The organism is Lysobacter sp. GQ73, assembly GCF_059758755.1.
In genome coordinates, this window is the sequence record NZ_JCAXEE010000001.1 from 1,126,835 (window position 1) to 1,139,364 (window position 12,530).

Below are 12,530 nucleotides of genomic sequence, written 5' to 3' on the forward strand. Positions count from 1 at the left end.
AGCACGATGTCGTCGGCGGCGGAGGCTTGCCCGGCGACGGTATGGCCGAGGCCGGCGTGTTGAGGGTTATTCATAGCGCAGCGCCTCCGCCGGCGCCGTGCGCGCGGCGCGCCAGGCGGGATAGATCGTGGCCAGGAAGGCCATCGCCAGCGCCACGCAGGCGATGATGGTCACATCGCTGGTCTGCAGGTCGGTCGGCAAGCCGGTGATGTAATAGACGTCTTCCGGCAACAGCTGCACGCCGAGCACGGTCTCGATGGCCTTGAGGATATGTTCGAGGTTGAGGGTCAGGACGATGCCGCCGACCACGCCGAGCACCGTGCCGATGATCCCGATCAGGGTGCCCTGGACCATGAAGATCCGCATCACGCTCATCGGGGTCAGGCCTAGGGTGCGCTGGATCGCGATGTCGGCCTGCTTGTCGGTGACCAGCATGACCTGCGAGGACACCAGGTTGAACGCGCCCATCGCGATGATCAGCGACAGCAGGATCGCCATCACCGCCTTCTCCATCTTCAGGGCGCGGAACATGTTGGCGTTGTCGTTGCTCCAGTCGCTGACCCGATAGGGGCCACCGAGCGCCACCGCGAGATCGCGGGCGACGTCCCAGGCCTTGTCCATGTCGTGCAGCCTCAGGCGCACGCCGGTAACGCCATCGCCCATGCGCAGCACGCGCTGGATGTCGCGCATGTTGACCACCGCCAGGCCCTTGTCGTACTCGTTGTAGCCGGCCTCGAAGATGCCGCTGACGGTGAATCGCTTGAGCTGCGGCATCGCCCCCATCGGCGTGCTGCGGCCGTCGGCGGTCATCACCACCACGCTGTCGCCGACCTGGGCGCCCATCCACAGCGCCAGTTCCTTGCCGAGGACGATGTTGAAACTGCCCGGGGTCAGCGAGTCCAGCTTGCCTTCGACCATCTTCTCGGCGAGCACCGAGACCTTGCCTTCCTCGGCCGGGTCGACGCCGCGGATGATCGCCGGCTGTTGCCGCGTCGACGACAGCAGCGCTTCCTTTTCGATGTAGGGCGCGGCGCCGGCCACGCGCGGGTCGGCGGTGGCCTTGTCGATCGCCAGCCGCCATTCGGTCAGCGGTTCGCCGTAGGCGCTGACGGTGGCGTGGGCGGCCATCTGCAGCATGCGGTCGCGGATCTCGCGCTGGAACCCGCTCATCACCGCCAGGGTGGTGATCAGCGCGGTCACGCCGAGGGCGATGCCCGCGATCGAAGCCAGGGAAATGAAGGAGATGAAGCCGTTACGGCGTTTGGCGCGCAGATAGCGCAAGCCGATGGCGACGGAGATAGGTTTGAACATCTATGCAGCCGGGACCATGGAGTTGGAAGTTGCTTTCATCGTGGGGCTCTGTCTCTGTGATGCCGGCTGCGAATGGACAAACGGTGCTCTATGGTCTGGTGACTGCCGATTCCCGCCTCGAATCCCGAATCCCGAATCCCGAATCCCCGAATCCCGAGTCCCGAGTCCCGAGTCCCGAGAATCTCGAATCCGCCTCATGGTGCCATCGAACGCACATCGCGCGCAGGGGCTGAGACCGCGACGGCCAGCCGCAGTTCACGGCGGCCGCGGGCGTCCAGCCGGTCCGGCCACCACAGCAGGCGCCGCTCCCGCCCGTCCGGGCCGGTGAAATCGAGCCGGGCCAGCCAGCCGCGCCACTGCAGGCGCAGCCCGGCGATCGGCCATTCGTCGAGGCTGGCGCGCTCGCCGGCGACGATCAGGCGCTGCGGCGGCCGGCGCAGCTCGCGCCACGCCGAATACACGCCCCAGGCCAGGGCCACCGCGGCCAGCGGCCCGGCCACGGCGCGTGGGCACTCGCTGAGCCACAGCGACAACGCCGCAGCCAGCCCCAGCAGGATCAGCGCCGCCGCGAGCAGGCGCGACGGCCGCCACTCAAGGCGGCAAGGCGCGGATCGATTGGACGAGACGGTCGAGTTCGGCATCGCTGGCGGCTTCGTGGCCCATGAACCAGTGCCAGAGCTTATCGTCCTCGGTTTCCAGCAACCGTAGGAAAACCCCGCGCTCGGCGTCGGAAGCCTGCTTCCAGACGCGGTCGAGATAGCGCCCGAACAACTGGTCCAGCTCGCGCATGCCGCGCCGGCAGCGCCAGCGCAACCGGCGCAGTTCGACCTCGTCGCGTTCCTCGCGGCTTTCGCCGGTTTCGCTCATCCCGTCGCTTCCTCGCATCGAACTCAGGGCGCGGCCCGGGCCGGTTTCACGATTTCGCACACGCCGGCCCGGTCGCGCTGGCAATGTGCGTCCAGCTCCTTCGCCAGGGCCGGGTCCTGTTCGAGCGCGAGCTTGACCGACGCGGCGAAATCGGCATCGCCGCTGTCGCCGCCCATGACGCCGCCGAGCTTGTCCTCGATCGAGGTTTCGGCGAACGCTCGATGCGCCTGCAGATGCGCGTCGCCGCCGCGCTCGCGGATGCAATCGAGCGTAGTCGGCGTGCCGAGGGTGTCTCGCACGCACGCCAGCTCGGTCTGTCCGGCCGGGCCGCGGAAGTAGGCCAGGCCTTCGTCGACCTCGGCCTGGCTCGCGCTCTGCGCCAGACGCCTGGAGGCGCCTTCGAGGAAGGGCCCGGCCGGCAAGCTGTCGAACAAACGCTTCATCAGCGCATCGTCGGCCTCGTCCGGCGCTTCGCCGCTGGACGGGGCCTGGCCGAACACCATGCTCAGGCCCTGCTTGAGGATTTCGGCGTACCCCATCGTCTCCAGCAATTGACGCGCATCGGCGACGCGGGCGCCGCCCTGCGTCGCGCCGGCGGCCTTGGCGGTGTCGGCGAAAGCCGGTGCGGCGCAGAATGCGGCGGCGGTCAGCGCGGCCAGCGTGGTGCGGACGAAACGCGCAGCGATCACGCGGGATAAATCGTTCATGAGTTCAGCATTCCGATTGCGAGATGGATCCACAACGCCCACAGCGCGAGCGCGCCGGCGGCGTAGACGAAGAAACGGTGCATGACCCGGTTGTAGCCGCAATGGATCGCGCTGTGGGCGATGCGCAGGACCACGAACGTCCAGGCCAGGGCCAGGGCGACGCCGTCGGCCAGTCCGGCGAGCACGGCCACGACCGCGGCCAGATAAAACAGCACCGGCAGCTCGAACAGGTTGCGGAAATTGTCGGCCGCCGCGCTGTCGGTGAGCCGCGCGGCGGCCTGCGCCGAGGTCGCCACCGCTTGCGGGTGGATGCGGTCGCGGCGCATCTGGCCGATCCGCACCGCGTACATGCGCAGCCACACCGCGCAGGTCAGCGCGACCATCGCCAGCACCGGCAGCAACATCGCCTTCGAGTACATCGCTCACCCCCGGGCGGCGCGGATACGCCGCCTGCGACTGGCTGGACGGCACGACGGCGCCCGAGGCGCCGTCGTGGGTTGGAACCGGGCAATGCGTCCGGGCTTAGACGCGACGCGCCAGCATCAGCTTCTTGATCTCGCCGATCGCCTGCGCCGGGTTCAGGCCCTTCGGGCAGGTGCGGGCGCAGTTCATGATGGTATGGCAGCGGTACAGCTTGAACGGATCTTCCAGATCGTCCAGGCGCGCACCGGTGTCCTCGTCGCGCGAATCGATGATCCAGCGATAGGCCTGCAGCAGGATCGCCGGGCCGAGGTAACGGTCGCCGTTCCACCAGTAACTCGGGCAACTGGTCGAGCAGCACGCACACAGGATGCACTCGTACAGGCCGTCGAGCTTCTTGCGGTCTTCCGGCGACTGCAGGCGCTCGCGGTCCGACGGGGTCGCGCTCTGGGTGCGCAGCCACGGGCGGATCGAGGCGTACTGGGCGTAGAAGTGGGTCAGGTCCGGCACCAGGTCCTTGACCACCGACATGTGCGGCAACGGATAAATCGGCACCTCGGGCTTGTCGCAATCGGTGATCGCGCGGGTGCAGGCCAGGGTGTTGGTGCCGTCGATATTCATCGCGCACGACCCGCAGATGCCTTCGCGGCAGGACCGGCGGAAGGTCAGGGTCGGGTCGATCTCGTTCTTGATCTTGATCAGCGCGTCGAGAACCATCGGGCCGCAGGTCGCGAGGTCCACTTCATAAGTGTCCACGCGCGGGTTGAGGCCGTCGTCGGGGTTCCAGCGGTAGACCTTGAAGGTACGCGGCTGCTTGGCGCCCTGCGTCGGCCAGTGACGGCCCTTCTGGATCTGGGAGTTCTTGGGTAGAGCGAATTCGGCCATGCTGGCGATCTCTCGGCTTGCGGCAGTACTGCGGTGGGTTGCGTGAATGGCGCGCAGCGGAACTGCGCGCCGTAGCGCCGATCAGTACTTGCGTTCCTTGGGCGGGACGTAGGCGACGTCGTCGGTCAAGGTGTAGTTGTGCACCGGACGGTAGTCGATGCTGGTCGTACCCTTCTCGTCGACCCAGCACAGCGTGTGCTTCTGCCACTGCTCATCGTTGCGCGTGGCGAAGTCCTCGCGGGCGTGGGCGCCGCGCGACTCGGTGCGGTTCTCGGCCGAGACGATGGTGGCCAGCGCCTGGCCGAGCAGGTTCGACAGCTCGTAGGTCTCGATCAGGTCCGAGTTCCAGATCAGCGAACGGTCGCTGACCTTGACGTCGGCGAACGAGGCGTGGATCTCGCGCATCTTGCGCACGCCGTCGGCCAGGGTCTCGCCGGTGCGGAACACCGCCGCGTCGGCTTGCATGGTGCGCTGCATCTTGTCGCGGATGACCGCGGTCGGCGTGCTGCCGGTGGCGTTGCGCAGCTTGTCCAGGCGCGCCAGCGCTTCGTCGCAGGCATCGCCGGCCAGGCGGGCGTGGGCGCCGCCGGGGGTGATGGTTTCGGCGCAGCGGTTGGCCACCGCGCGGCCGAATACGACGAGGTCGAGCAGCGAGTTCGAGCCCAGGCGGTTGGCGCCGTGCACCGACACGCAGGCCGCTTCGCCGATCGCGTACAGGCCCGGCACGACCGCATCGGGGTTGCCGTTCTTCAACTGCACGACTTCGCCGTGGTAGTTGGTCGGAATGCCGCCCATGTTGTAGTGCACGGTCGGGATGACCGGAATCGGCTCCTTCTCCACATCGACGTTGGCGAAGATGCGCGCCGACTCGGCGATGCCGGGAAGTTTTTCGTGGATCACTTCGGGGCCGAGGTGGGTCAGGTCGAGCAGGATGTGGTCCTTGTGCTCGCCGACGCCGCGGCCTTCGCGGATCTCGATGGTCATCGAACGGCTGACCATGTCGCGCGGCGCCAGGTCCTTGACGCTCGGCGCATAGCGCTCCATGAAGCGCTCGCCATTCGCGTTGCGCAGGATGCCGCCCTCGCCTCGCACGCCCTCGGTGATCAGGCAGCCGGCGCCGTAGATGCCGGTCGGGTGGAACTGGACGAATTCCATGTCCTGCAGGCCGAGGCCGGCGCGCAGCGCCATGCCGCCGCCGTCGCCGGTGCAGGTGTGGGCCGAGGTCGCCGAAAAATAGGCGCGGCCGTAGCCGCCCGTCGCCAGCACCGTGCCCTGGGCGCGGAACAGATGCAGGGTGCCTTCGGCCATGTCGAGCGCGAGCACGCCGCGGCAGGCGCCGGTCTCGTCCATGATCAGGTCGAGAGCGAAGTATTCGATGAAGAACTGCGCGTCGTGCGCCAGCGACTGCTGGTACAGGGTGTGCAGGATGGCGTGGCCGGTGCGGTCGGCGGCGGCGCAGGTGCGCTGCGCCGGCGGGCCTTCGCCGTACTTGGTGGTCATGCCGCCGAACGGGCGCTGATAGATCTTGCCCTCGTCGGTGCGCGAGAACGGCACGCCCTGGTGCTCGAGCTCGATGATGGCCGGGATGGCCTCCTTGCACATGTACTCGATCGCGTCCTGGTCGCCCAGCCAGTCCGAACCCTTGACGGTGTCGAAGAAGTGGTAGCGCCAGTCGTCCTCGCCCATGTTGCCGAGCGCGGCGGAGATGCCGCCCTGGGCGGCGACGGTGTGCGAGCGGGTCGGGAACACCTTGGTGATGCAGGCGGTCTTCAAGCCCTTCTGGGCCAGGCCGAAGGTGGCGCGCAGACCGGCGCCGCCGGCGCCGACCACGACCATGTCGAACTTGTGTTCTTGAATCTTGTAGGCAGAGGCCACGACTCAGGCTCCCAACGCGATGCGGATGATGGCGAGCACGCTGGCGAGAGCCGCGAGTACGCAAACGAAAACCACCGTGAGCTGGGAAGCGATCGCCAGCCCCGGGGTGTGGACGTAGTCCTCGATGATGATCTGCAGGCCGAGCTTGGCGTGCCAGAACATCGCCACCACGAACGCGCTCAGCAGCACCGCGTTGCAGGGATGCGCGACCGAGGCGCGCACCGCGGCGTAGTCGCCGCCGATCCACGACACGATCAGGCCGAGCAGGTACAGGGTCAGGGCGATCAGGGCGATCGCGGTGACGCGCTGGACCACGAAGTGATGGGTGCCGTCCTTCGCCGAGCCCAGGCCGCGCGCGGTCTTGAGCGGGTTGCGCAGACGCTTGTCGTTCGCGCTCATGCGGCACCTCGCGACATCATGGCGACGATCCAGATCAGCGCCGTCAGCACCAGGCTGCCGATCACGCTGATCCAGCCGTTGCGCACGAAGGTGTCGACCTTGTAGGCGTAGCCCGCGTCCTGGACCAGATGGCGGATGCCGTTGATCAGGTGGTAGGCGAAGGCCCAGGTCCAGCCGAACAGGACCAGAAAGCCGAGCGGCGAGCGGGCGCAGGCGGTGAACCGGGCCCAGGCTTCGGGGCCGGCCGCGAGCGACACCAGCGCCCAGGCGATCAGCAGACCGCCGACGGCTAGGATGATACCGGTGGCCCGGTGCAGGATCGAGGTCACCATCTGTATCTGCCAGCGGTAAACCTGCAGATGCGGTGACAGGGGTCGTTCGCGGTTCGCCATGCGATGGCAATCTCAGCTGGGCGGCGGCGCCGCGTGGCGGGGGAGCGTGTGAGCGCTGCGTGGGGTGGAGGCGTGAGGGGTAGCGGTCGGACGTCGGATCAGAAATCGATGCAGCGGCCGTTCTTTTCCCAGTCGCCGTAACGGGTCGGTTCGGGACCCTCGCGACCACCGTGCTCTTTGCGAGCGTCCTTGGCGGAAGACGAATCGCCTCCCGTATCCGGTACGGGAGTCGCCGGGGTCTCGGACTGGAGGTCCGAAGGTGCTTCCGGGGTGGTTTCGCCTATCATCACAGCGTTAAATATTAATTCCCGGCCCCCATGCCTGACAACCCGCACCCCTTGCACGGACAGGCGTTTACCCTGCCCGGCCAACGCCTGATCACCCTCGAAGGCCGCGACGCAGCAGCCTTTGCGCAGTCTCAGTTCATGAATGACGTGAAGACGCTCGCCGACCGTCATTGGCACTGGAGCGGCTGGCTGACGCCCAAAGGGCGCCTGATTGCGCTATTCGCCCTGCTTCGGCTGTCCGAGCAGCGGGTCTGGCTGCTGGTCCCGGACGCCGACGCCGCGGCGATCGCCGAGGCGCTGAAACGATTCGTATTCCGCAGCAAGGTGGTCATCGCCGTGCGCGAGGACCTGCGCGCCGAAGGCCGCTGGGCCGCGCCGGCGCAGGCGCGCAGCGCGGCGCTGGGCGGCGACGACGACCACGGCCTCGAGCTGGATCTCAGCGGCGACGGCGGCGCGCGCAGCCTGCGCATCCTCGCCACCGCAAGCGCGGCGCCCGAGAACCCGGCCGCGGCCGCCCAGTGGACGCTGGCCGACCTGCGCCACGGCCTGCCGCGCCTGCCGGCCTCGCAGGCCGAGCAATGGACGCCGCAACAGCTCTCGCTGGAACGCCTGCGCGCCTTCAGCGTCAAGAAAGGCTGCTATCCCGGCCAGGAGATCGTCGCCCGCACCCATTTCCTCGGCAAGGCCAAGCGCGGTCTGGCGGCGTTCGCCGCGGCCGCCCCGGTCGAGCCCGGCATGGAAGTGCGCGGCGAAAGCGCGGCGCTCGGCAGCGCAGTCGCCGCGGCCAGCGACGGCGGAACCCATCTGGCCCTGGCGGTGCTGCCGCTGGAACGCCCGGACCAGGCGCTCAGCATCGGCGGACAGGCGGTCGAGGAAGTGCCGCTGCTGGGCGGTTTCGCGCGCTGAAGAAGTTGCGCTACCGATAGTCGGAGCGGCGCAGGCCGCGATCGCGGGGTTGCAGGCGGCGGCGCCGGCATTACAGAGGTTCGCGGTCGCGGCTTGCGCCGCTCCTGCCCCATGGGCCTGGCTTGCGCTCGCGCTACAACCCGCCTTCGCCGGTGGTCGACATCCACACCGAGCGCCCGACTTCGTTGCGCTCGGCTTTCCAGTGCGCCTGCCAAGCCTGGAACATCAGCACGTTCCACAGGTGCGTATGCCAGCGGCGTTCGCCGGCCTGGAACTGCCGCCACAGGCCGCCGACCAGGTCGGCGTCCAGATAGCCTTCCTCGCGCAGGCGCTGCGGGTCGAGCAAGGCCGCCGCCCATTCGCGCAGGTCGCCGCGCAACCACTGGGTCACCGGCGCGCCGAAGCCGCGCTTGCCGCGGTCGACCATGGCGTCGGGCAGGTAGCGCTTGAGCACGCGCTTGAGCAGGTACTTGCTGCCGCCGTCGCCGCGCTTGAACTGCAGCGGCAAGGACCAGGCGAATTCGGCGACGTGGGTGTCGAGCAACGGCGCGCGCGCTTCCAGGCCGACCGCCATGCTGGCGCGGTCGACCTTGCACAGCAGGTCGTCGGGCAGATACACGCTGTAGTCGGCCAGCATCATCGCGTCGGCTGGCGTACCCAGGCCGCCCAGCGGCTCGGCGAGGTCGTACATCGTCGCCGGCAGCTTCGACCCGGGCACCGCGGCCTGCGGGAAACGCCAGCGCACGATGCGGTTGCGGTAGACATCGCCGATGCCCTGCGCGCCCATCTCGGCGGCGAACGCGGCGAAACCGCCGGCGCGCGAGGCCTCGCCATGGCCGCTCGCGGACTTGGCCAGCCAGCGCCGCAACGGCGCCGGCACGCGCCGCTGCAGGCGCAGGTTGCGCAAGGCGCGCTCGTAGCGCGTGTAGCCGAAGAACAATTCGTCGCCACCGTCGCCCGACAGCGCCACGGTGACCTGGCTGCGCGCCAGCGCGCAGACCAGCGCGGTCGGCACCTGCGAGGCGTCGGCGAAGGGTTCGTCGAACATCGCCGGCAGCCGCGGTACCACCGCCAGCGCATCGGCGCCGCTGACATAAAGCTCGGTATGCGCGGTGCCCAGGTGACGCGCGACTTCGAGCGCGAGCGGCGCCTCGTCGTGGTGCGAGCCCTGAAAGCCGATGGTGAAGCTCTGCACCGGCTTCGCGCTCAGCGCCTGCATCAGCGAGGTCACTACCGACGAGTCGGTGCCGCCGGACAGGAACACGCCGACCGGCACGTCGGCGACCATGCGCAGGCCGACCGCGTCGCGCAGCAGCTCGTCCAGCCGTTCCTCGGCGGCGTCGATGTCGCCGTCGAACGGATGGCGGATGGCCGCGGCCATGCGCTCGCGCGCATGCCAGTACCGGTGCTGGTCGCGGTTGGGATCGTGCGCGGCGGGGCCGCGCGCGACCGCGGCCGCGTCGAAACGCAGCAAGGTGCCCGGCATCAGCTTGAAGGTGCCGGTGTGGATCGCGTACGGCGCCGGCACGTAGTCGTAGCGCAGCAACAGCGCCAGCGCGTTGCGGTCGACGCCGTTGTCGAATTGCGGGTGTCGCCACAGGGCCTTGAGTTCGGAACCGAACACCAGGCTGTCGCCGGCCCAGCCGTAGTACAGCGGCTTCTTGCCGACCCGGTCGCGGGCCAGCCACAGCGCCCGTTCGCGGCGATCCCACAGAGCGATCGCGAACATGCCGTTGCAGCGCGCCACCGCGTGTTCGACGCCCCACTCCACCACCGCGGCCAACAACACCTCGGTGTCGGAGTGCCCGCGGAAGGCATGGCCGCGCTCGAGCAATTCCTCGCGTAGGGCGGCGAAGTTGTAGACCTCGCCGTTGTAGGCGACCACGTAACGGCCGTCGGCCGAAGCCATCGGCTGATGGCCCAGCGGCGACAGGTCCAGGATGCTCAACCGGCTATGAGCCAGGGCGATGCCGTGCGCGGCGTCGGCCCAGACGCCGTCGTCGTCGGGACCGCGGTGACGCAAGGCCTCGCCCATCGCGCCGGCCAGTTCGAGCAGATGCTCGTGGCCGATATCGGTGCGCGGACACAGCAGGCCGGCCAGTCCGCACATGGCCGTCAGCCCTTCGCGAGCGCGTCGGCGGCGCGGACGATGTCGTCTTCGCCGGGGATCACCAGGAAGGCCGCGCCGGCCAGCGGCGTGTAGGTGTCGACGCCGACCACGCGCTGCAACGGCACGCCGCCGAAACCGGCCTCGGCCAGGGCGGTGATCACACCCTCGCCGACGCCGGCGCTGCGCCGGCCTTCGTCGACGACGATGATGCGCCTGGCGCCGCGCGCCTGTTCGGCGATGTAGGCATCGTTGAGCGGCACCAGCCAGCGCAGGTCGATCACCCGCGCCTTCCAGCCGTGCTGCTTCTCGATCTCGCGAGCCGCGCGCAGGCTCATCGGCACGCCGTTGCCGTAGCTGAAGATCACCAGGTCGTCGCCCCCGCTGCCGTCCTGCGGCGCATACACGCGACCTTCGCCGAGAATCATCGCCTCGTCGGGCTTGGGATACGAAGTCAGCCAGGCGCCGTCGCCGGCTTCGTACAAATCCTTGGTCATGTACAGCGCGATCGGCTCCAGGAACACCGAAACGCGGCCGTCGACCTTGGCCAGCGCGGTCAGGGTGCGCAGCATGGTCGCGGCGTCGTCGCCGCGCGAGGCGCAACCGACCACCAGGCCGGGGATGTCGCGCAAGGCGGTGATCGAGTTGTCGTTGTGGAAATGCCCGCCGAAGCCGCGCTGGTAGCCCAGGCCTGCGATGCGCACCACCATCGGGTTGCGGTACTGGTTGTTGCTGAAGAACTGCAGCGAGGCCGCCTCGCCGCGGATCTGGTCGCAGGCGTTGTGGAAATACGCCAGGTACTGGATCTCCGGGATCGGCATCAGGCCGACGTTGGCGAAGCCCTGGGCCATGCCGAGGATCATGGTCTCGTCGAGCAGGGTGTTGAACACGCGGCGCGGGCCGAACGCCTTCTGCAAGCCCTTGGTGACGGTGTAGACGCCGCCCTTCTGCGCCACGTCCTCGCCGAACAGCAGCGTTTCCGGATACTTGGCGAACAAGTCGTGCAGGGCGTTGTTGATCTGGATCGCCAGATGGCGCGGCGGCTGTTGTTCGGGCAGCTTGGCCTCGCTGCCGAATACCTGCAGGCGCCGCTCGTCGAAATCGGCGCGCTTGGCTTCCCGCTGCACCGCTTCGGGCGAGTACGGCGCCAGCGGCGCTATCACCTCGTCGAGGCGGTCGAGCTTGGGCCGGCGGTCGGCTTCCTCGGCGGCGGCGAAGCACTGCTTGCGGGTCGCCTCGTACAGGTCGAGCACGTCCTGCTTCGACATCAGCCCCGACTCGAGCGCGATCGCCGCCGAGCGCAGCAGCGGGTCGCTGGCTTCGACCGCGCACAATTCCTCGAACGACCGCCATTCGATCTCGAAGTCGGTGCCGGCGTGGCCCATGATCCGGGTCGTGCGCAGGTGCAGGAAGGTCGGACGGCGGCTGCGGCGGCAATGTTCGACCGCGCGTTGCACGTCGGCGTAACCGCTGGCCAGGTCGAGGCCGTCGGCGGCGAAATAATCCAGGCCGTCCATGTTGCGGAAACGGTTGGCGATCCAGCCGCCCGGGGTCTTGACCGAAATGCCGATGCCGTTGTCTTCGCAGACGAACAACACCGGCGCCGGCAGCTTCTGGTAGGCGGTCCAGGCGGCGGCGTTGAATGCGGTCTGCGCAGTGGCGTGGTTGGCCGAGGCATCGCCGAACGAGCAGATGGCGATGCTGTCGTCGGGGATCGGCAAGGCGTGGCCGAGGCGGCGGCCGGTTTCGATCGCGACCGCGGTGCCGAGCGCCTTGGGCAGGTGCGAGGCGATGGTCGAGGTCTGCGGCAGCACCCACAAGGGCTTGCTGCCCCAGACTTTATGCCGGCCGCCCGAGGCCGGGTCGTCCTTGCTGGCGGCGAAACTCAGCGCCGAATCCATCACCGGGTCCATGCCGGGCAGCTTGCGGAACCGCTCGGCCATGAAGCCGCCGCTGCGGTAATGCAGGAACGCCGGATCGGTGTGGCGGGTCAGCCGCGCGACCATCGCATTGCCTTCGTGGCCGCTGGATCCGATGGTGTAGAAGACCTTGTTCTGCACGCGCAGCACGCGCGCCATCAGGTCGAGGTGGCGGCTGATCAGCTGCGACTCGAACAACTCGCGGAAGCCGCGCGCGTCGAGCGCGCTGCCCGGCAGGACCGCCTCGTCCGGCGCCGGCCGCGCATCGGCGCGCCCGTCCCACTGTTTGACGAACTCGACGAAATTGGCGTCGCAGATTTCGGCCCGGTTGAGGCCCTTCATGCGTGCCGGGATCGGGCTCGGCACCGCGTTGAAGTTCGGCATGTGGTTGAAGATCGAAGACTGCAGTTGCGCTGACATCGAACACTCCGCCGCCCGTCGCCGGGCCGGCTCAT

Annotated in this window: 13 protein-coding genes; 1 reads left to right on the forward strand and 12 read right to left on the reverse strand. The window is 68.6% G+C overall.

The genetic code is table 11. The features are described from left to right. Positions 1–66: 66 nt before the first annotated feature. From AC6CH2_RS04620 to AC6CH2_RS04665, 10 genes are all read right to left on the reverse strand, one after another. Complete coding sequence (locus AC6CH2_RS04620; RefSeq protein WP_498268117.1) at positions 67–1,311, reverse strand: lipoprotein-releasing ABC transporter permease subunit; 1,245 nt, start codon at positions 1,309–1,311, stop codon at positions 67–69. Between the two features lie 194 nt (positions 1,312–1,505). Beyond that, positions 1,506–1,952: a hypothetical protein gene (locus tag AC6CH2_RS04625; RefSeq protein WP_498268118.1), complete on the reverse strand. Its 447-nt coding sequence runs from the start codon at positions 1,950–1,952 to the stop codon at positions 1,506–1,508. After that, positions 1,903–2,178, reverse strand: a complete 276-nt coding sequence (locus AC6CH2_RS04630; protein ID WP_498268119.1) for an FAD assembly factor SdhE — start codon at positions 2,176–2,178, stop codon at positions 1,903–1,905. The genes AC6CH2_RS04625 and AC6CH2_RS04630 overlap by 50 nt, the downstream gene beginning before the upstream one ends. Before the next feature lie 23 nt (positions 2,179–2,201). Next, positions 2,202–2,885 carry a hypothetical protein gene (locus AC6CH2_RS04635; protein WP_498268120.1) on the reverse strand — a complete coding sequence of 228 codons (684 nt, stop codon included), beginning with the start codon at positions 2,883–2,885 and terminating at the stop codon, positions 2,202–2,204. Then, the gene (locus AC6CH2_RS04640; RefSeq protein WP_498268121.1) at positions 2,882–3,304 is read right to left on the reverse strand and encodes an MAPEG family protein; all 423 of its coding nucleotides are present in this window, start codon (positions 3,302–3,304) and stop codon (positions 2,882–2,884) included. The genes AC6CH2_RS04635 and AC6CH2_RS04640 overlap by 4 nt, the downstream gene beginning before the upstream one ends. Positions 3,305–3,407: 103 nt before the next feature. Next, complete coding sequence (locus tag AC6CH2_RS04645) at positions 3,408–4,190, reverse strand: succinate dehydrogenase iron-sulfur subunit (RefSeq protein ID WP_031371457.1); 783 nt, start codon at positions 4,188–4,190, stop codon at positions 3,408–3,410. An 81-nt stretch (positions 4,191–4,271) separates the two neighbouring features. Then, positions 4,272–6,026: a succinate dehydrogenase flavoprotein subunit gene (sdhA, locus tag AC6CH2_RS04650; RefSeq protein WP_498268215.1), complete on the reverse strand. Its 1,755-nt coding sequence runs from the start codon at positions 6,024–6,026 to the stop codon at positions 4,272–4,274. Positions 6,027–6,068: 42 nt separating this feature from the next. Then, a complete protein-coding gene (gene sdhD / locus AC6CH2_RS04655) occupies positions 6,069–6,464 on the reverse strand; it encodes a succinate dehydrogenase, hydrophobic membrane anchor protein (protein ID WP_435395664.1) in 396 nt (131 codons plus the stop codon). Beyond that, the gene (gene sdhC / locus AC6CH2_RS04660) at positions 6,461–6,856 is read right to left on the reverse strand and encodes a succinate dehydrogenase, cytochrome b556 subunit (protein ID WP_435395665.1); all 396 of its coding nucleotides are present in this window, start codon (positions 6,854–6,856) and stop codon (positions 6,461–6,463) included. Before sdhC ends, sdhD begins: the two co-directional genes overlap by 4 nt. A 98-nt stretch (positions 6,857–6,954) precedes the next feature. Beyond that, positions 6,955–7,143: a DUF1674 domain-containing protein gene (locus AC6CH2_RS04665; RefSeq protein ID WP_435395666.1), complete on the reverse strand. Its 189-nt coding sequence runs from the start codon at positions 7,141–7,143 to the stop codon at positions 6,955–6,957. 30 nt (positions 7,144–7,173) lie between these two features. Here AC6CH2_RS04665 and ygfZ point away from each other — a divergent pair, with 30 nt between their 5' ends. After that, a complete protein-coding gene (ygfZ, locus tag AC6CH2_RS04670) occupies positions 7,174–8,049 on the forward strand; it encodes a CAF17-like 4Fe-4S cluster assembly/insertion protein YgfZ (protein ID WP_498268122.1) in 876 nt (291 codons plus the stop codon). 133 nt (positions 8,050–8,182) lie between these two features. On the opposite strand, the gene asnB is transcribed toward ygfZ, so the two are convergent. Together asnB and AC6CH2_RS04680 are read right to left on the reverse strand one after the other, a co-directional pair. Further along, positions 8,183–10,159, reverse strand: coding sequence for an asparagine synthase (glutamine-hydrolyzing) (gene asnB, locus AC6CH2_RS04675; RefSeq protein ID WP_498268123.1), 1,977 nt, complete (start codon positions 10,157–10,159; stop codon positions 8,183–8,185). Positions 10,160–10,164: 5 nt separating this feature from the next. Then, complete coding sequence (locus AC6CH2_RS04680) at positions 10,165–12,459, reverse strand: thiamine pyrophosphate-dependent enzyme (protein ID WP_498268216.1); 2,295 nt, start codon at positions 12,457–12,459, stop codon at positions 10,165–10,167. Positions 12,460–12,530: the final 71 nt, after the last annotated feature.

Excerpts from the sequence above, each read along its gene's own strand:
- AC6CH2_RS04620 (WP_498268117.1), bottom strand. The coding sequence starts at position 1,311 with ATGTTCAAACCTATCTCCGTCGCCATCGGCTTGCGCTATCTGCGCGCC.
- AC6CH2_RS04625 (WP_498268118.1), bottom strand. The coding sequence starts at position 1,952 with ATGCCGAACTCGACCGTCTCGTCCAATCGATCCGCGCCTTGCCGCCTT.
- AC6CH2_RS04630 (WP_498268119.1), bottom strand. The coding sequence starts at position 2,178 with ATGAGCGAAACCGGCGAAAGCCGCGAGGAACGCGACGAGGTCGAACTG.
- AC6CH2_RS04635 (WP_498268120.1), bottom strand. The coding sequence starts at position 2,885 with ATGAACGATTTATCCCGCGTGATCGCTGCGCGTTTCGTCCGCACCACG.
- AC6CH2_RS04640 (WP_498268121.1), bottom strand. The coding sequence starts at position 3,304 with ATGTACTCGAAGGCGATGTTGCTGCCGGTGCTGGCGATGGTCGCGCTG.
- AC6CH2_RS04645 (WP_031371457.1), bottom strand. The coding sequence starts at position 4,190 with ATGGCCGAATTCGCTCTACCCAAGAACTCCCAGATCCAGAAGGGCCGT.
- sdhA (WP_498268215.1), bottom strand. The coding sequence starts at position 6,026 with ATGGTCGTGGTCGGCGCCGGCGGCGCCGGTCTGCGCGCCACCTTCGGC.
- sdhD (WP_435395664.1), bottom strand. The coding sequence starts at position 6,464 with ATGAGCGCGAACGACAAGCGTCTGCGCAACCCGCTCAAGACCGCGCGC.
- sdhC (WP_435395665.1), bottom strand. The coding sequence starts at position 6,856 with ATGGCGAACCGCGAACGACCCCTGTCACCGCATCTGCAGGTTTACCGC.
- AC6CH2_RS04665 (WP_435395666.1), bottom strand. The coding sequence starts at position 7,143 with ATGATAGGCGAAACCACCCCGGAAGCACCTTCGGACCTCCAGTCCGAG.
- ygfZ (WP_498268122.1), top strand. The coding sequence starts at position 7,174 with ATGCCTGACAACCCGCACCCCTTGCACGGACAGGCGTTTACCCTGCCC.
- asnB (WP_498268123.1), bottom strand. The coding sequence starts at position 10,159 with ATGTGCGGACTGGCCGGCCTGCTGTGTCCGCGCACCGATATCGGCCAC.
- AC6CH2_RS04680 (WP_498268216.1), bottom strand. The coding sequence starts at position 12,459 with ATGCCGAACTTCAACGCGGTGCCGAGCCCGATCCCGGCACGCATGAAG.